Annotated in this window: 13 protein-coding genes and 1 other annotated feature; of the genes, 11 read left to right on the forward strand and 2 right to left on the reverse strand. The window is 46.1% G+C overall.

Annotated features, from left to right (window positions below; genetic code table 11):
* From FFM77_RS14085 to FFM77_RS01250, 7 genes are all read left to right on the forward strand, one after another.
* Positions 1 to 2,412: hypothetical protein (locus FFM77_RS14085; RefSeq protein WP_223876742.1), on the forward strand; the 2,412-nt coding region annotated here is incomplete at its 5' end.
* Between the two features lie 133 nt (positions 2,413 to 2,545).
* Positions 2,546 to 4,174, forward strand: a complete 1,629-nt coding sequence (locus FFM77_RS01225) for a glycosyl transferase family 1 (RefSeq protein WP_137633933.1) — start codon at positions 2,546 to 2,548, stop codon at positions 4,172 to 4,174.
* 11 nt (positions 4,175 to 4,185) lie between these two features.
* Positions 4,186 to 5,691, forward strand: a complete 1,506-nt coding sequence (locus tag FFM77_RS01230; RefSeq protein ID WP_137633934.1) for a glycosyltransferase — start codon at positions 4,186 to 4,188, stop codon at positions 5,689 to 5,691.
* Positions 5,692 to 5,703: 12 nt separating this feature from the next.
* A complete protein-coding gene (locus tag FFM77_RS01235) occupies positions 5,704 to 7,224 on the forward strand; it encodes a glycosyltransferase family 4 protein (protein WP_137633935.1) in 1,521 nt (506 codons plus the stop codon).
* Positions 7,225 to 7,637: 413 nt separating this feature from the next.
* A complete protein-coding gene (locus FFM77_RS01240) occupies positions 7,638 to 7,886 on the forward strand; it encodes a hypothetical protein (protein WP_223876743.1) in 249 nt (82 codons plus the stop codon).
* Positions 7,887 to 8,213: 327 nt separating this feature from the next.
* Positions 8,214 to 11,675 carry a YhgE/Pip domain-containing protein gene (locus tag FFM77_RS01245; RefSeq protein ID WP_137633936.1) on the forward strand — a complete coding sequence of 1,154 codons (3,462 nt, stop codon included), beginning with the start codon at positions 8,214 to 8,216 and terminating at the stop codon, positions 11,673 to 11,675.
* Between the two features lie 120 nt (positions 11,676 to 11,795).
* The gene (locus FFM77_RS01250) at positions 11,796 to 11,981 is read left to right on the forward strand and encodes a hypothetical protein (RefSeq protein ID WP_137633937.1); all 186 of its coding nucleotides are present in this window, start codon (positions 11,796 to 11,798) and stop codon (positions 11,979 to 11,981) included.
* A 57-nt stretch (positions 11,982 to 12,038) separates the two neighbouring features.
* Here FFM77_RS01250 and FFM77_RS01255 read toward each other — a convergent pair whose 3' ends face one another.
* Positions 12,039 to 12,791 (reverse strand): MIP/aquaporin family protein, encoded by a 753-nt coding sequence (locus FFM77_RS01255; RefSeq protein ID WP_137633938.1) that lies wholly within the window; start codon positions 12,789 to 12,791, stop codon positions 12,039 to 12,041.
* Between the two features lie 307 nt (positions 12,792 to 13,098).
* Here FFM77_RS01255 and FFM77_RS01260 point away from each other — a divergent pair, with 307 nt between their 5' ends.
* The 4 genes from FFM77_RS01260 (at position 13,099) to FFM77_RS01275 (ending at position 17,697) form a co-directional block, all read left to right on the forward strand.
* On the forward strand, positions 13,099 to 14,388 hold the full coding sequence (locus tag FFM77_RS01260) for a hypothetical protein (protein ID WP_137633939.1): 1,290 nt from the start codon (positions 13,099 to 13,101) through the stop codon (positions 14,386 to 14,388).
* Between the two features lie 75 nt (positions 14,389 to 14,463).
* Positions 14,464 to 14,703, forward strand: a binding site (T-box leader).
* Between the two features lie 59 nt (positions 14,704 to 14,762).
* On the forward strand, positions 14,763 to 15,668 hold the full coding sequence (locus tag FFM77_RS01265) for a proline iminopeptidase-family hydrolase (protein ID WP_137633940.1): 906 nt from the start codon (positions 14,763 to 14,765) through the stop codon (positions 15,666 to 15,668).
* A 14-nt stretch (positions 15,669 to 15,682) separates the two neighbouring features.
* Positions 15,683 to 17,308, forward strand: coding sequence for a peptide ABC transporter substrate-binding protein (locus FFM77_RS01270; RefSeq protein WP_137633941.1), 1,626 nt, complete (start codon positions 15,683 to 15,685; stop codon positions 17,306 to 17,308).
* Positions 17,309 to 17,394: 86 nt separating this feature from the next.
* Positions 17,395 to 17,697, forward strand: a complete 303-nt coding sequence (locus FFM77_RS01275) for a winged helix-turn-helix transcriptional regulator (RefSeq protein ID WP_223876746.1) — start codon at positions 17,395 to 17,397, stop codon at positions 17,695 to 17,697.
* 314 nt (positions 17,698 to 18,011) lie between these two features.
* Here the strand turns inward: FFM77_RS01275 and FFM77_RS01280 are convergent, their stop codons facing one another.
* Positions 18,012 to 18,707 (reverse strand): SGNH/GDSL hydrolase family protein, encoded by a 696-nt coding sequence (locus FFM77_RS01280; RefSeq protein ID WP_137633943.1) that lies wholly within the window; start codon positions 18,705 to 18,707, stop codon positions 18,012 to 18,014.
* Between the last annotated feature and the right edge of the window lie 318 nt (positions 18,708 to 19,025).

A 19,025-nucleotide genomic window follows, 5' to 3' on the forward strand; every position in this document is an offset into this window, starting at 1 on the left:
GATACCGACTCGGATACAGATACCGACTCAGATACGGATACCGACTCAGATACAGATACTGACTCGGATACGGATACGGATACTGACTCGGATACGGATACTGACTCGGATACGGATACTGACTCGGATACGGATACTGACTCAGATACGGATACTGACTCAGATACGGATACCGACTCAGATACAGATACTGACTCTGATACGGATACTGACTCGGATACGGATACTGACTCAGATACAGATACTGACTCGGACACCGATACTGATTCCGATACGGATACTGACTCGGATACAGATACTGACTCAGATACGGATACCGATTCTGATACGGATACGGATACCGACACGGATACGGATACTGACTCGGATACGGATACTGACTCAGATACCGACTCAGATACGGATACCGATTCTGATACGGATACCGACTCTGATACGGATACTGATTCTGATACAGATACTGACTCAGATACAGATACTGACTCAGATACGGATACCGATTCCGACACGGATACCGATTCCGACACCGATACTGACTCGGATACAGATACTGACTCGGATACAGATACCGACTCAGATACGGATACCGATTCTGATACGGATACCGACTCTGATACGGATACTGACTCAGATACAGATACAGATACTGATTCTGATACAGATACTGACTCAGATACGGATACCGATTCCGACACGGATACCGATTCCGACACCGATACTGACTCCGATACGGATACTGACTCCGATACAGATACCGATTCTGATACAGATACTGACTCAGATACGGATACGGATTCCGATACAGATACTGATTCCGATACCGACTCGGATACAGATACTGACTCTGATACGGATACGGATTCCGATACAGATACCGACTCTGATACGGATACCGACTCAGATACGGATACGGATTCCGATACAGATACCGACTCTGATACGGATACCGACTCAGATACGGATACTGATTCTGATACAGATACCGACTCTGATACGGATACTGACTCAGATACCGATACCGACTCTGATACGGATACCGATTCTGATACGGATACCGATTCTGATACAGATACTGATTCTGATACAGATACTGACTCAGATACGGATACCGATTCAGACACCGATACTGACTCAGATACGGATACTGACTCGGATACGGATACCGATTCCGACACGGATACTGATTCAGACACCGATACCGACTCGGATACAGATACCGACTCGGATACGGATACTGATTCCGATACGGATACTGATTCCGATACGGATACCGACTCGGATACGGATACCGACTCGGACACGGATACCGACTCGGACACGGATACCGACTCCGATACGGATACTGATTCCGACACGGATACCGATTCAGATACAGATACTGACTCAGATACAGATACGGATACCGACTCGGACACGGATACTGATTCCGATACGGATACTGACTCGGATACGGATACTGACTCAGATACGGATACTGATTCTGACACGGATACTGACTCAGATACAGATACTGACTCAGATACAGATACTGACTCAGATACAGATACTGACTCAGATACAGATACTGACTCGGATACCGATACTGACTCAGATACGGATACTGACTCGGACACGGATACTGATTCAGACACGGATACTGACTCCGACACGGATACCGATTCAGACACGGATACTGACTCGGATACCGATACTGACTCGGATACCGATACTGACTCGGACACCGATACCGACTCAGATACGGATACCGATTCAGACACCGATACCGATTCAGATACGGATACGGATACGGATACTGACTCGGACACCGATACCGATTCAGGTTCCGATGGTGATGGTGACCTCATTAACCCAGGACCAGATACTGGTTCAGGATCCGGATCGGGTTCAGGTTCAGGATCCGGCTCGGGTTCAGGATCTGGTTCTAACACAGGTTCAGGTTCAAACTCCGGTTCCGGATCAGGCTCAAGCAACGGTGGCGGTACTAGTTCAAATGGCGGAACAACTACTAACACTAGTGGTTCCAACGGTGGTAACGCGACGACGCTTAATTATTCACCAAGTAGTAATGCTGGCTCGGGCACGGCGACAGCAAATGGTGATGGCATTGTCGCGACGAATGGAACTGCAACACCAAGCGTTTCCTTAGCAACGGCGGCTCGTCAAAGTACCAATAGTGATACTGGCGAAACCAAGGCAGCTAAGAAGAGCACTAAGGATAAGACTAACGTCAAGAAGGCCGCAACGAAGACAACGCCAACAAGCGATCAAACCGCGAAGAGCAACACGCAAAGTGATGGCGATAAAATTAACTCAACTAACAATTGGGCAACAGTTGGTGCTTGGCTCGCAGCCGCGGCGATTGCCGCTCTAGGTGCAGGGTATGCGTTGACGAAACGTCGTAAGGATGATTAAAATTCATAAGTGGTTTATCATGATGATTAATGGTTAAAGTGGTAAATTAGAGTTACATTATCAGGATGAAAGGAATTTGTTTCATCCTGATATACATAAAAAGCTATAAATAACTTAATTGCGAGGTAATCAAATGCAAAAGACAACGATTAAACAATTAAAACAAGCGGTTCTCATGTTAGGGGATTCAGTTGACCGTAGTACAGAGACGGTCACTTTAGCACTATCGATCTCTGATCACCGGCATCGAGCGGCTGTTCAGTTCATTCGGCGAGCGACTTTTAACCAAGCTTGGCAAGTCGTTGCTGATTGCTTGGCACAAACTGCGCAGCACAGTTGGGTGCGAGTAGAAGTGGTTCAATCTATGCAACGGCTAGCCCGATCAGTCTTTGAAAAGCGGTTAGCGGCAACGTTTCGGATGAACTACTGGCGTTACGGCGTCAGTTTTGACGCTGATTTCAAGTCGGCGTTGCTCGAAATGGAAATCAACGGAAATGCCTTTTTCCGGCCAAGTAAGGACCATCGAATTGGCAAAAATCGGTCGGGATCATGGGTCGATTATCAACGGGTATTGCCATATCTAACTAAACGCGAAGGCTCGCTACCGCTGGATATTCAAAAGACGGATTATGTCTGGATTTTCACAACAGCCGGTGTCTTTACTGATGGTGACCAGCTTTGGCAATTATCGGACAAAGAAGATTGCGGTAAAGGGATTCGCGTTTTGACGGATTCAAAGACTGAGATTGCTAACGTGATTGATCACGGGGAGACGTTCTTGGTGAACCAGATCAAAGCAGATGGTAAGTTTATTTACGGATATTTTCCTAGTCGCCAAAAGATCTTATCGAATTACAACTATGTTCGCCACTTTTCATCGTTATATGCGTTAGTCGAAGCCGTTGAGTTCACGAATCGGACTGAAGATTATGCTAAAGTTAAGCAGGCGATTCAATGGGGCCTGGATGAAGCCACGATTGAAAAAGATGGCGCCGTCTTCATTGATGATAATGGCGAACTAAAGTTAGGTGGACAAGCATTATTGATGTTGACGCTTAGCAAGTATCAAGAAGCCACGGGTGATCGGACTTTTGAACCGGTTTTGATGAAAGCGTTTAAAGGGGTGCCTTACTTCCGCGAACCATCTGGCAAGTTGAACCATGTCTTGAATCGCGATTTAACGTTAAAGAGTGCTTATCGCATCATTTATTACGAAGGTGAAGTGGTCTTTGGCCTGTCGCGGTTATATGAATTGAATCATGATCCCGCAGTCATGGCTTTGGTGAAGCGAATCTTAGATTACATGGTGGCGAATGATTATGGTAAGTATCACGATCACTGGATCTCATACGCGATTAACGAAGCCCTGCAAGTCTTTCCAGATAACCGCGACTACATGGCACTTGGTTTGAAAAATGTCTTTATTCACCTTGATTTCATTCAAGGCCGGGATACGACTTATCCAACGTTGCTTGAATTAGTGGATGCCGCCGTTAAAATGACGGATATGGTAAAGGCTTCCGGCAACGAGGATTTGCTCGAACCCTATGATTTGATTCGGTTGCGGCAAGTCTTAAAATATCGGGCCGAATATGAAGTGACAACGGGGAGCTTCTTACCTGAAATCGCAATGTATCTCTACAATCCAGCCAAGTTCATCGGTGGCTTTTATGCTCGGCATGATAGCTTCCGGACGCGGATTGATGATTGTGAGCACTTCTTATCAGGATTAATTAATTACTATAATTACACTTATAAGTGAGGCGAAGCGGCATGTTTTATTTTATTAATGAATACCTTCTTCCTAAAAATTCCAGTGTGGAACATAGCGCGATTCAACGGGCACGCTTATTTAACCATTACCAAACGCCCGCTAAGATTGTGACCAAAATGTATGATCGATTATTACACAAGACGTTACCCAGCTTTGACGTGCCGGATGACCAAGTCTTAAATATGTTCGATTATTTCCAACAAGCAATCACGGTCGAACCCAAAATTCTACACACGGTGGACTTACAGCTACCTGTAGAATATGCAGTCGAAGTCGGGGCGAACTTTAGTCGGGTCTTTAACGGTGATGATCTGGTTGAAAACGTCGGCTTTATCCCCGGGACAATTGGGCAAGTCTTCTATCAAGAATATGTTGATAATCAAGGCAACCGGTTGTCCACCGATCTATGGGACTCGCGGGGCTTTAAGTCCGCAACGCAGTATTTTGGCCAAAATGGCAAGTTAACGATGGAACGTTACTATACGCCGGCTGGTCAAGTCGTGATCGAGCAATACTTTGTTGCGGATACGAATGGCAATCCGATGGCCTCACGCTTGATCTTGAAAGATTATCAGCAGGCTGGCGATCGGTTCTTCCAAAATGCGGATGATTTGTTTAACTTTTTCATTGCGGAACTTAGCCGTCAAGATACTGGCACGACGACCTTCATTAGTGATCGTCCTGGGACTGGGGTGGCGCCGTTACTACAATTAAATGATGATGCCCGTAAATACGTCACAGTACCGATCTATCACGCTAAAGATTTAAATGATCCGTTACACGCACCATTAGATGGGTTCTTACAACCAGCATTTGATAATGCCCCACACTTCGATGGTTTTATCGTCGCCACTGCGACCCAAGCCCAACATTTGCAGAATCGGTTCCCAAAAGTACCAATTACAGTCATGCCAACCGTTGCCACAACGCCACTCTCACAGGCCAAATTGGCGCCGATTGGTCAACGGACACAACAGTTGCTATACGTGGGTCGTTTAGCCCCAGATCGCCAAGTCGACCAACTGATTCGGGTGGTAGCGTTAGTGAAGCAACAAGTACCGCAAGTCCATTGTGATCTATATGGATTCGGTGATGAAGCCTATCTCAAGACCTTACGTGAGTTGATTAAGGAACTGAAGCTGGAAGCCAATGTCCGCTTGATGGATTATCAGCCAGACTTGGCCCAACACTACGATCAGTATCAAGTGATGTTGAATCTGGATCTAGTGGATGGCGGACCAATGGCCATGCCCGAAGCACAAGCGCATGGTATTCCAGTGGTTAGTTATCGTTTTAATTATGGCCCTAAAGACTTCATTAAAGATGGTGAAGACGGTTATCTGATTGAACCGGGTAACCAACTGGCAATGGCGGACAAGGTTACGCAATTATTGACGGATGAAAAGTTACTCACGGTCTTTAGTGAAGCCGCTTTTCACAAGCAGCACACGGCCCACACCTATTTAAAGACGTGGCACCGTTGGCAGAAGTTAATGGACATATAGGAGGCGGCCAGGATGTATTACTTTTTAAATGACAATATGCAATTCTCAAAATCAGGGATTGAACATGCGGAGATCAATCGGTTACGACTCTTTAAAAAGCACCAAGTGCCCGCCAAAATTGTGACGCGCATCTTCGCCATGAATCTGCATGACGTGATGGCTGGCGCTAAGTTAGCCGATACCGACTTAGTCAATTTGTTTGACTTCTTCTGTGGCAGTCAACACGTTGAGCGGCACCCGTTCATGTTGAATGACTTTCAAGTGCCGGCCAATGCGATTAAAACGCGTAAGGATCGACAAGTACATGTCGTTCAACAAGGCAAGCTCTTAATGATCATTTATTTACGGGGCCAAAGCGGCGATGAAATCAGCAACGTACAATACTTTGATGTGAATAATAAGACGTTGAAGATGACCTGGTGGGATACCCGCGGGATGCGTTGTTTGGAACAATTATTTGATTGGGACGGCAAGATTGCCCAAGAAGCTTATTTTGGACCAGATGGGCAAATTCATCTGGAGAAACTCCATTTCTTAAACCACGCTGGTCAAGAACGACTGACGTGGCGGGTGGTGAACTATCGGGGGACGAGCTGGACGTTTAGTGGAATGAATCAGCTGACTAGGTTCTTCTATGATGAACTGAATGCCAATGGTGAGGATAATGTCTTCATCTGTGATCGGACCGTGGAGTGTGCCTGGGGCTTGTTCAATATGACAACGCCAGCCAAAAAGGTGCTCCATCTGCATAACAATCATGTCGGCGATTCTGATGATATCTTGCATTCAGCATTGAACAATAATTATGAGAATGCCTTAAATAATTGGCAACAATGGGATGCGGTTATTTCGGCCACGCCGGAGCAATCGGCGGATGTGGCGGCTCGGTTCGGTAAGGATATTCCAGCCTTTACGATTCCTGTCGGCTATGTGACTGATGGGACGTTGGCAGAATCGCCCGTGCCATTCCAGCAACGCCAACCGCATCTGATTGTCCAAGTTGCCCGGTTAGCACCGGAAAAGCAACAGAATCAGTCGATTGAAGCTTTCCAGCAAGTTCATGCCAAGTTCCCAGATGCCGAATTAGATTTCTGGGGCTATTCAAATGGTGACATGGAAGCCCAATTAAAGGCTCAAGTTGCGGCAGCCCATCTGGAGCAAACAATCCATTTCCGTGGCTATACCACCGATGTGAATGCCGTGTATAACCGTGCGCAACTTGGCTTATTACCAAGTCGTGCGGAAGGCTTTTCACTGATGTTACTAGAAGCCCAAGCGCATGGCCTGCCAATGATTGCTAACGATGTGAAATACGGTCCGAGTGACATTATTCAAGACGGTCAAAGCGGTATTTTGACGACTGACGGCAATGTGCAGCAACTTGCTGATGCGATGATTGAGTTAATGACCCAGCAAGACGAACTCGCTGACTTTAGTGCGGCGGCATATGAAAATGCCAAGCGTTATTCAGAAGATGCGGTCTTTGATCAGTGGCAAGCGTTGTTGAATTACTTTGAAAAAGTGCCAGTTTAGTTGGGTAGGTGTCCGTGGTTGATTGTCCGTCTCCGTTGATCAGTAGGTTCGCGGTGGGGCAGACCTGCAGCCAAAGGTCGGTCTGCAGGGCGCTTTTAAGCCGAAAGCCCCGTCTTAAAAGTCGGCCCAGCCACTAACCTGGGAATAACACCCAGCTAAGTGGCTCGACACGGCGAACCTACTGATCACTACGACTCTGATTGGTGGTTATAGGTTGAAAGATAGTCTAGTTATTAATTGTCTGTCCGTTAATTAACGTCGGGCGGGCCAGAATTGGCTCAGTGGTGTCGTTTATCTTGGTCGATGATTTTCCGACTTAGATAACCCCCGGCTTGTGGAAGACCGAACTTTGGCTTTCAAACGCGGCCACCACGTTCCAGCTGATTCTGGACCAACCAGAGTGGCAATCAGTATTGGGTAAAACAGTAGATAAAGACGCAGTGGTTGACAGTGAGAGGATGATTAAGTTGGTTTTACTATCAATTTACGGTACCGTCAAAATGGCGACGCGGTTAGGAATTTACTTGATTCTAGGAACTTTAGTCGTGGTGATTCGACTACGCAATCGCAAGAAGTCGCGTAAAGAAATGGATAAAGATACCGAACGCTTGATGCGTAAAACGCCAAAAGATGCGAACGGTAAGTATCCTTGGGAACAATAATTAAAAAATCAAAACTCGTATCGGTAATTGATGCGAGTTTTTTGTTCAGTAAACTAAATTGTATTGGCGTGACAAAATTATAACGTTTATAAATTTTTGAACGATAGTAGCGTTAAATAATGCCTTAAAGTTGATTTCAATTGAACTGAAATCAACTTTTTTTGTCGCTAATTAAACAATGAGCCACGCGGATTCTAGGACATTTACCTGACAGGCGCAATTAAAAAAGTCTTTCAAAGCTGGCATGGCTCGGTTAATAATAAATTTCGTCAAAAAGAACATACTGTGTACGACTTATAGGGTACATAGATTTTGGAGGGATTTAGATTGAAAAAGCGAGTCATTATTGGGAGTGCGGTCGCGGCGATATTGATTGTGCCATTTATTGGGGCTGCCACTTTTGTCCGGTCGGTGTGGGATCCGTTTGGTCATGTGAATCAGTTACCAGTCGCAGTGGTCAATCAAGATGAGCCGGTCACTTATCAAGGTAAGGTGATGGCGGTTGGGGCGACGATGACTAAACAGTTGCGGAAAAATCATGAGTTGGGCTGGCATATCGTTTCGGCGCAACAAGCCCGCGATGGGTTAGCACATAACAAGTATTATACCGTTGTCACAATTCCGAAAGATTTTTCCAAGCGGGCGACAACGGTGACGAGTGCCCAACCCAAACAGATGCGCCTGACCTATCAAACGAATGATTCGCTGAGTTATATTGGTGAAATCATTAGTCAGACTGGGGCCGATAAGCTAAATAGCGCCGTACGCGCGGCGGTCACGAAGGCCTATGCGTTGGCGACATTTAAGGAGATCAAACAAGCTGGTCAAGGTTATGCTAAAGCCGCAGATGGGGCGACTCAGTTAAAAGATGGAACCGTTAGCTTGCGGCATGGGTTAACTCAATATACGACAGGCGTTAAAACGTTGAAGAATGGTATTTTGACGCTGGATACGCAAGTACAAAAGTTACCAGCCGGTGTGACCCAATTGGCGAGCGGGTCCTTAGCATTAGCGACTGGACTGAACACGCTGAATGGCAAAACTGGGCAATTAGCTGGTGGTGTGCAACAGTTAACGACTGGTTCTGGGCAACTGGCCAACGGATCGCAACAAGTGACAACCGGTCTGGGGACTTTGAAAGCTAAATCTGGCCAGTTAGCCCAAGGGGTTGGTCAATTAGCTAGTGGCACGACCCGTTTGGCGCCAGGATCACAACAAGTCACGGCGGGCTTACAAACGCTGAATAGTCAAACCGGGGCTTTGGCAACGGGGGTCGGGCAACTCACCACCGGAGCTGGTCAAGTGAGTCAGGGATTAACGACTTTACATGGTAAGACCGGGGCCTTGTCACAGGGTGTGATTCAGTTGGCGGATGGCAGTCAGGTCTTGGCCACCAAGCTAACCACTTATACCGATGGGGTTTATACGGTTTCGCAAGGGTTAAAACAGCTTAATGGTCAGACTGGTGAGCTGGCTGATGGGGTTAAACAGCTGACAGTTGGGTCGCAGAGCTTGGCCGCTGGAGTGCAAGCATACACGACTGGCACGAGTCGAGCGAATCAAGGGGCACAAAAGTTAGAGACGGGATTGACCGCGTTAAATGGTCAGACCGGTCAACTTAAAACTGGCGTCGCGAGTCTGAGTCAAGGCAGTCAAGGTTTGGTTAGTGGGGCAACACAGTTAAAAGCTGGAAGTCAGCAAGTGACGACTGGCTTAGGTCAGCTAGCCACGGCAATCGCGGCCAAACAACCAGCATTAGCTAAGCTAACGACGGGCATGACTGGCATCGGTAGTGGCTTAACGGCTTTAAGTGATGCGTTACAGCAAGTTAAGCCGGGGGTAGCGACTGGCGATGCCACTAAGACATTGACGAAAGTCCAGACTGACTTAAACGGCTTAACAACCACGACAACGAATTCAAGTGCTAGTCCGGTCGATGCCAAGATTGATCAAGTGGCTAGTACCCAGAAGTTAACACCAACGCAAACGGCGGCTTTAAAGACGGCCTTAGCGGGAGTGGGAGCAGCAACGACGAAAACGACAACGGTTGATCCGGCTGCGATGACGACGTTAAAAAATGATGTTGCAACGCTACGTGGTCAGTTGGATCGTTTAACAAGTGGGAATGATCTAAGTGCTTTGCAAACGCAAGCCCGTAACTTAAGTACCCAATTTGGGGTTGTTAATCAAGGCTTTGGATCGGTGACCGCAGCAATCAAGACTGCTGGCACGAGTGCTGCTAGCTTGACTACCGGTTCACAAACGGTCACGAGTCAATTAGGCACGTTAGCCAATGGGGCGACGGCGTTAACTGCTGGCGCTAGTCAACTAAATGGTCAAGTGCCGAGCTTGGTCAGTGGCGTGGGTCAATTAGCGACTGGTGCCCATCAATTAGCCGGTGGAACCCAAACGTTAGTGACCAAAAGTGGACAACTAACCGGTGGGGCAAGTCAATTAACGGCTGGTTTAACTAACTTGAATGGCCAAGTGCCACGATTACGTTCTGCAGTTAGCCAATTATTTACCGGAGCGACGACTTTAGCCGCCAATAACGGGGCGTTACAAACTGGGACGCAACAATTGGCAACCGGGTTGCAACAGTTAAATGGACAGGTCCCAACGTTAGTGGCGGGCGTCAGCCGATTAGATACTGGTGCCCAACAAGTGAGTGGTGGTCTGACCCGGTTGTATGGTCAAGTACCTGCATTAACGGATGGCGTCCAACAGCTAGCCACTGGTTCTAACCGTGTGACGGCTGGCTTGGTCCAAGTTAACGGTGGTTTGACTCAATTGAATGCCCAAGTCCCAGTCTTAGTCAGTGGTGTGGCACGATTATTCGCGGGTGCTGACCAAGTGTCGATGGGAGCGGGTCAATTACATCAAGGATTGGATCAACTAAACGGTCAAGTTCCAGCCTTAGTTAGTGGCGTTGGCCGTCTAGCTACGGGTAGTAATCAACTTCAAGCCGGTTTACAAACCTTAAACAGCAAGACGGGTGCCTTAACAAGTGGGGTCGGCCAATTGGCTAGTGGTGCCACGAAGCTAGACCATGCCTCAGATCAGTTGACGGCCGGTACAGGTAAGCTGACTGACGGCAATACCAAGTTAGCTAAATCTTTACAAGGTGGCGCCAATCAGATTAACGCGGTGCCATTGACCAATCGGACCGCTAAGATGTTTGCTGAACCATCAACGTTAGCGCATGATAATTACAGTTATGTACCGAACTTTGGGCATTCTGTGGCGCCATTTGTGATTTCATTAGTTTCGTTTGTGGGTGTCACCTTGTTATTAGGTGTTTTTGATTATTTTGCGTTATTACGGACACCAAAGCAATTAGCTAGCTTGTTCGGACTGGTCGCACTGCAAGCCGGATTAACGAGTGGATTATTGCTGGCTGTTTTACTAAATGCGACACATCCATGCCAATTCATATTAGTGGCTGTGTTGTTTTCAGAAGCAATCCTCGTGATTGAACTGGCGCTGAAAGTCACGTTAGGTCGCATAGCAGTCGCGGTTGTTGGGGTCTTATTATTCCTGCAAGTCTGTGTCTCGAATAACTTGTTCCCAGTTCAAACGGTCAAGACAGCGTATGCTGGGATCGCCACTTATTTACCGATGACGTATTCTAATGCCGGTTTAGCGGAAGCATTGAGCGGGATTGGGCTAACGAGTACAACTGTCGTGCAAGGCTTGAGTGCGGTTGGCCTGATCTTCTTGATTGGTGGCGGTGTGATTGTTTTGAAATTGCGGGCTAAGCAGGCGGCGATGGTGGCCGATGGAGAGTAATTAGTGAGTAAAGTTTTAATTTTGTTTATTGACATTGTTGTGAGATGAGCGTATTGGTCGTTGGCCGATGAAACATCCGGTATACTTGAGCTAAAGGCAACTGAAGTGGAGGCGATGAGGATGGTGAAAGACTTAATTCGGCAAGATGAACAGGGCATTTGGATTAGCCATGAGATTCTAGAAATGGTTGGTATTCAACTTGATCAGCCAGTCCAAATCAATACTCATCAAATTGCTGGTCAGCGCGTCTTAGTGTTACATGCTTCGAAACAACCAGTGTCGGAACCGAAGCCACGGGAAGTTTAATTAAGGACAAAGAAAAACCGCGAGTAATCGCGGCTTTTTGTCGTTTCTGAATAAATGCTATAACCCAAAGAAAATTTTATAAGTAAAAACGCCAATAATTGCGCCAGTAATTGGTGCGAGCACGGGAACCCAACTGTAATCCCAGTGAGAAGACCCTTTGTGGGTAATCGGTAGGATGGCATGAACGATCCGCGGTCCTAAATCGCGAGCAGGGTTCAAGGATGGCCCGGTGGCACCACCTAAGGCAATGACCATGGTCATGATTAAAAGGCCGACCCCGATGTTGGCAATATCCACATTGTTGTGGAAAAAGACGCCTCGGTAGAGTCCCATGGCGCCGAATGCTAAGACACCGGTCCCAATTGTTTCAGTGATAAAGCCGTTGAACTTACTATCGGTCGCGTCCCCAGTCGCAAAGGTCGCTAAGATTCGACCCGCGTCATTCGTACGTTTGTAATGGGGGGCATAGATTGCTACGACTAATAATTGTCCCACAATCGCGCCGACAAACTGCCAGAATAAGTAACCGGCCACATGTGACCAAGGAAAAATCCCTGCTAAGGCTTGGGCAATCGTCATTGCTGGGTTAATATGACAACCCGAAATGGCGCCGAACATCATCGCCGGTAGCATCACCCCAAAGCCGAAGCCAAACGCAATGAAGATCCAACCCCCATTCGCTTGACCCTCGTCACCATTAGCTGTGGTGGCTTTTAGAAACGAGTTAGCAACCGCCCCGTTCCCAAATAAAACTAACATTAAAGTACCAAAAAACTCAGCAGCGTAGCGTGCATCCCAGGTACCACTCATAATGCATCCTCCTTTAGTTATGGATTAATTAGTTGTACACCTTGAAATATACAGGAAAATAGCTGTTATGTAAACGCTTACATAAGAAATAGTTGTGTTCGTTAAACAACGTTTGTAATGTTGGCTAAAATAATATCGCTGGTGAGATTAGATCTTGATGGTGAATTATTTTTTTTAAAACGGAAATCGATTGCTAAAAACGTACTTAATTCTAGTAGCTGATAATAGACAAAAAATTAGGATAACTAGAAAGGAGCAACTAACGGGAAATAGCTACTAAATTTAACTAACAGGGGGATTTATTTCAATGAAGTTAGGTAAAGTACTATTATTAACGGCGGCCGTTTTAGGGGCAGTTGGTAGTCTGTCGGTGACTGATGTGCAAGCTAAGACGGGTTACCAGCGGACGAAAAATTTGGCGGTCAAGCCGAAAGCTTTTTATTCGACTAGTAAACATGGCGCTACTTATCAGGCCAATGGATCACTAACTAATTTTAAGTTCAAAAAGAATCATGCCTTAACCCACTATCGGGATTCAACCTGGGTTGCGACCAGCAAAACCTATATTAAAATGCATGGTAAGCATCGCTTATATTATTATGTTCATAATTCTGACGGTAAAGCAAAAGGTTGGGTTTGGAATGGCTATTTGAAAGCCGGTAAGCATAATCAGATGCGGCATGAAGCGTCGAAACAGGTTGGCAATTATGTGATGGCTAAGCCTGGTAAGCTGTATCAATTTGGCGGCGGTTATCGAGCAAAGCACTTTAACCCATTTAACATTCGGTTTAAGCATGGGATTAAGTTGAGCGACAAGGTGACGTATAAGCGGACACAACTGTGGACGGTTTATAAACATGGTAAGGCGTCTAAGTATTATTATGTGACTAGTTCTGATAATCAGGTTAAAGGCTGGGTCTGGCATGGATTCTTGAAGCCGGGTGAAGTTAAAGAAGCGGCTAAGAAGCCCGCACCTGCAGTGACTAAGCCGAGTGGTGGTTCGACTCATGGTCAAGGTGTTGCTGGTGGAACAACGAAACCAGTTAAGCCGACTATTCCTGTTCAGGTACCAAAACCAATCATGCCTAGTGAGAAACCTAATATCAATAGTCGAGCCTGGTTGAAGGACGATGGAAAAAGGAAAAGAATAATTGTTCAACATGGAGAATTATTGGAATGGTTGGATCAGGGAAATTCGTACGACTTAGGTATCTACATTGAAAGATACTTCCGTAGTCAGCCAACTAGGTTAGTGTATGTTAAAAATATCTTTACAAAGATAGAAGATGATAGTCCGTATGCACATACAAAGCGGATGTACGCAATAAAGACTGATGGCACGCAGGTTCTAGGAGATTGGGCTATAGGGGCCCTAGCTAACGGAGACATACTGGAAGATAGTCGTGGATTTTCCAGTGTGAATCCGCCAGAAATTCATACGAAATATCCAATTCATGATTCATGGAAGGGAGCTTATATTGATGGTTCTCCTACTTGGACGCAATATAGTTCCGTCGAAGATAGACAAGTACTTTGGATGTTTAATTTAAAAAAACAGCAATGGGAAAAGCCACAATGGGGCAGACCTATAAATTAAAATCAAAAATTAAAGTTGACAACCAAAAACAATCTATGTTAAATTAACAATCGTTAAAAACAAATGAGAAAACAATTAAACGCAATGATTAGGACAGTAGCTCTTAGTGAATTTCTTCAGCGAGTCGTCGGGTGGTGCGAGACGATGAAATCACGAGTGGCGAACATCCCCTAATCACGGTAGGTACGAACTTTTGGGAGTATCTAATGGCGGCATCCATTATCTTGCTAGCGTATCGTATTAAGTTACTGTACGCGAATTAAGGCCATTTTTAGAATGGCAAAGCATAGGTGGTACCGTGGCGACGCCCTATGGAAATCAAGCAATTGATTTCTGTAGGGCGTTTTTGTTTTCTAAAATTTAGGAGGAATTTTATGACAACAGGCACTCGGTTATTAACATTAAAGAACGGTTATCATTTATTTACGCGGACGGTCGGGCATGGGCCAGTCAAGTTATTATGTGTCCACGGTGGACCCGGTGGTACGCATGAAGAATTTGAAAATTTTGCGGCTGAACTTGGTGAAGATAAGGTTCAGGTCAGTATGTATGATCAATTAGGGTCGTTTTACTCAGATCAGCCGGATTTTACTAAGCCCGAGAATCAGCAATATTTGACCTTAGATTATTATTTATCTGAGTTAGAAGAAGTTCGCCAGCAGTTGGGATTAGACCAATTTTACTTGCTTGGGCACTCTTGGGGTGGCTTGTTGGCACAAGAATACGCCTTAAAATATGGCAAGCATCTCAAAGGCTTAGTCGTTATGAGTATGATTGACAATATCGCCGAATATACCGTTAATGTTAATGCATTACGTGCACAGACTTTGACAGCGGATCAGGTCAGTTATATGCAAGGCGTGGAGCAAGCAGCAGCTTTCGATGATCCTGAATATCAAAAGCTAGTTGACGTTTTAAATCGCCACTTTGTTTGTCGGCAGCCCCAAGCGCACCCACGCCATCTTGTACCAACGATGGCTACGGCCGTTTATAACCATTTTCAAGGAAACAATGAGTTTGTCATGGTGGGAACGCTGAATGGCTGGGATCGGCGGGCTGATTTACACCGAGTTACGGTGCCGACGCTACTCACATTTGGGGAATACGATACGATGCCGTTACAAGCTGCGCGGCGTATGCAACAAACGTTGCCACACGCGCGCTTAGTCTTAACGCCGGATAGTGGGCATGGTCACAGTGTTGATAATCCGCGCGCGTTTTTCAAAACGCTCGGTCAGTATTTACACGATGTTGAGACAAATCAGTTTACGGCATATTAGGAGGTCATGGGGATATGAATTTTAAAAAAGTGGCGGTAGTCAGTAGTTTAGTCTTATTATCAGGTGGCTTAGCAGCTTGTGGAAAAGCGAATGCCAATAGTAAAACCAGTCAAAAAACACTTAGTTTGATGCAAACGTCGAGCTTACAGTCCTTGGATACGTCGAATCAAGCGGACTTTACGCAGTGGAACATGTTGCAGCAGTCGATGGAAGGCTTGTACCGGATGAATGCTAAAGATCAAGTCGTTGCGGGGATGGCGAGAAAGGTCGTTAAACCGACGAACAACGGCAAGACTTATACGTTCCAGTTGCGACGCAATGCCAAATGGAGTAATGGTGATCCGGTAACGGCGCAAGACTTTGTGACTGCTTGGCGGCGTTCCGTGAGTGCAACATCGACTTCCGGGTACAGTTACATTTATGAAGGGGTCAAAAACGCCGCGCAGATTTCAGCGGGAAAACAGCCAACGAGTGAGTTAGGGGCTAAGGCCGTTGATAAATATACGTTTAGGGTTACGTTATCGCATGCGATGCCATATTTAAATAAGATGTTAGTCATGCCAGCCTTCTTCCCGCAAGATCATCAATTGGTTACGAAGTATGGCAGCAAGTACGGGTCTAACAGTACCAAGATGGCTTATAATGGCCCATTCAAGTTGACGGGTTGGAATGGGACGAATGATACTTGGTCATTAGTTAAGAACAATACATATTATGATAAAAAGACCGTCAAGTTAGATAAGATGACGGTGCGGGTCGTTAAGGATTCGAATACAGCACATAACTTATTTTCATCGAATAAGTTAGACGATGCGACGATCACGGGTGTTACCGCGCAAGGACTGCAACATGACAAGCACTTAAAGCATGTCAGCAAAGCGGGAACTTATTATTTGCGGCTCAACATGGATAAAAATCATGCCTTACATAATGCTAAGTTACGGCGTGCGTTGAACTTGGTTCTGAACAAAGAAAACTTAACGAAAAAAGTTTTGAGTGACGGCTCCACGCCAGCTCATAATTATGTCACACCAACGTTAGTTAAAGATCCAACAACTGGTAAAGACTTCGGGACTGAGACAGCCAATACGGATACTTATAATGTGAAAAAAGCACAGCAGTTATGGCAACAAGGCTTGAAAGAATTAGGCAAGTCATCAGTGACGTTGAAGTTGTATAGTGATGATACGACTACCGCGAAGACGATTGACGAATTCGTACAAGCTGCGGTAGAACAGCACTTATCCGGCGCTAAAGTTAACGTCTCCTCCGTACCGGCCAAAGCAAGTGGTAGTGCCGTTGAAAGTGGGAACTTCGATATGGCGTATACGATGTGGTTGGCGGACTACGCTGATCCGGTATCCTTCTTCGATGTCATCACGAAGACGAACCCGCAAAATTATGGCCACTATGACGATGCGCAATTCAATGCAGCAGTGACAGCGGCGCATGGTAAGAACGCGACAAATACTGCGGCTTATTGGCAGAATATGCGGACGGCAGCCAAACGGGTCAATACCACGAATGCAGTTGTGCCACTGTATAATATGACGGAAAGTCACTTGGTTAATTCGAAGCTAGCTGGCGTGGTCTATCATTCAGTTGGTGAAAATGATTATACGCGGGCTTACTTCAAATAGCCTTGAAACTTCAAACTCGCAATTTAACCGATAGCCAGCTAAACTAAACTTACCAAACTAAAGTAGAGGGGTCGGCAATCTTGGTGATGCGAGATTTGAATATTGGTACGAAAGTTGGACTGGAACTATTAACGGATAAATGGAATGCGCTCACGCTGAGTAATTTAACGGCGGAAGCGGCCGGATTTATGGTGTTACGCGAAAAAGTCCGCGGTATTTCAACGTTAAAGTTACTGACGGTGTTGGCCAAGCTAGAACAGTTGGACTTGGTGACATCGACGGAGACATACGACTATGCGTTAACGGCAACAGGCTTAAAATTGCAACAAGATTTGGCGAATTTAGAAGCTTGGGGCAACCGTGTGATTACAGAAATGGGCGCGGAATAAGCCTAACTGAGTCGTCATTAAACATAATGAGCTTTAATTGATCCTGGAAATCAGGTCAATTAAAGCTCATTTTTTTGAGAAGTAATGCAGTTGTTATTGTTGGTATTGGTTGAGAATAGTAGTGATTAGCTAGCTTTCAAAATGCCGGGCGGGCCAGAATTGGCTCAGTGGTGTCGTTTGACTTAGCCGGTGATCTTCCGGGTTAGTCAAAGCCCGGCTTATGAGATCGTCCTGTGGCTCATAAACGCGGCCACCATGTTCCAGCCGCTTTTGGACCAACCAGAGTGGCAAGTTGAATCCAATTAGCTCAGCATTTATTTGCCATATTTCGCTAACACCGGACCCACCGTTGCAACATATTCACGTTCGCCCAGACTATTCGGATGTAAGTTGTCATCGACGAACCAGTTCCGATTGTCTTGACTGACATAGAGCCAGTCGACTAAATGAACGTTGGCATATTGTTTGGCGGCCGCGGCAATTAGCTTGTTATTGCTAGCTTGCCAAGCTTTACCGGGTACCCGAGTATTCACCCAAAAGATCTGGTGTTGACTGCCGATTTGCTTGATAATGCCGTCAATGGTATCGGCGTCAGTTGGGCCATTGGTACCTAAGTTAACCAGTACATTTTTAGCAATCGCGTCATTGCTTTTCAGTTGGGTAATAATGGCTGGAGCCGCGGCGACTTGCCGACCGACTTTGGCATTAGCATTGAAGCTACCGAAGACTTCTTTTAAGTCCGGTGTCGTGCGGACCATAATGGAATCTCCAATCCCCGTGACTTTTAAGTGCTTGAGGGTGGTGAGTTGCTGATCAGATAGTTGATATTTTTGCCCGAGTTTAGAATCAGCGACTGACCGGCTCGCTGATTTGGTAGTATGACCAGTCAATGTCTGGCCGATTTTAATGACTTGTTTTTGAATTGCCGGTGTTGGGATGATCAGCGCACCACCAATAAAAATAATGGCGAATAAGCCGACCAATCCATAGATTAATTTACGATGTCGCATCCCCGTAACCCCCTTGATTGCTACCAGACTAGTCCAGTGCCGTCCGCCTGTCAATCGTTTTTAGCGCTATACTACTCATATAACGAGTCATGGAGGTATGGTCTTGTGCTGGTTGGTTTAAATTGTCACTCTGGTTGGGCCAGAATCGGCTGGAACGTGGTGGCCTCGTTTGGAAGCCAAAGAACGGTCTTCCAAGCCGGGCTTTATCTAAGTCGGAAAAGCACCGACCAAGATAAACGACACCACTGAGCCAATTCTGGCCCGCCCGGCGTTAACTAACAAGGATTGATTATTTTCAGTTCAGCATTTTAGGAACCA

It is taken from the genome of Lactiplantibacillus songbeiensis (genome assembly GCF_005405125.1).
Lineage (GTDB): Bacteria > Bacillota > Bacilli > Lactobacillales > Lactobacillaceae > Lactiplantibacillus > Lactiplantibacillus songbeiensis.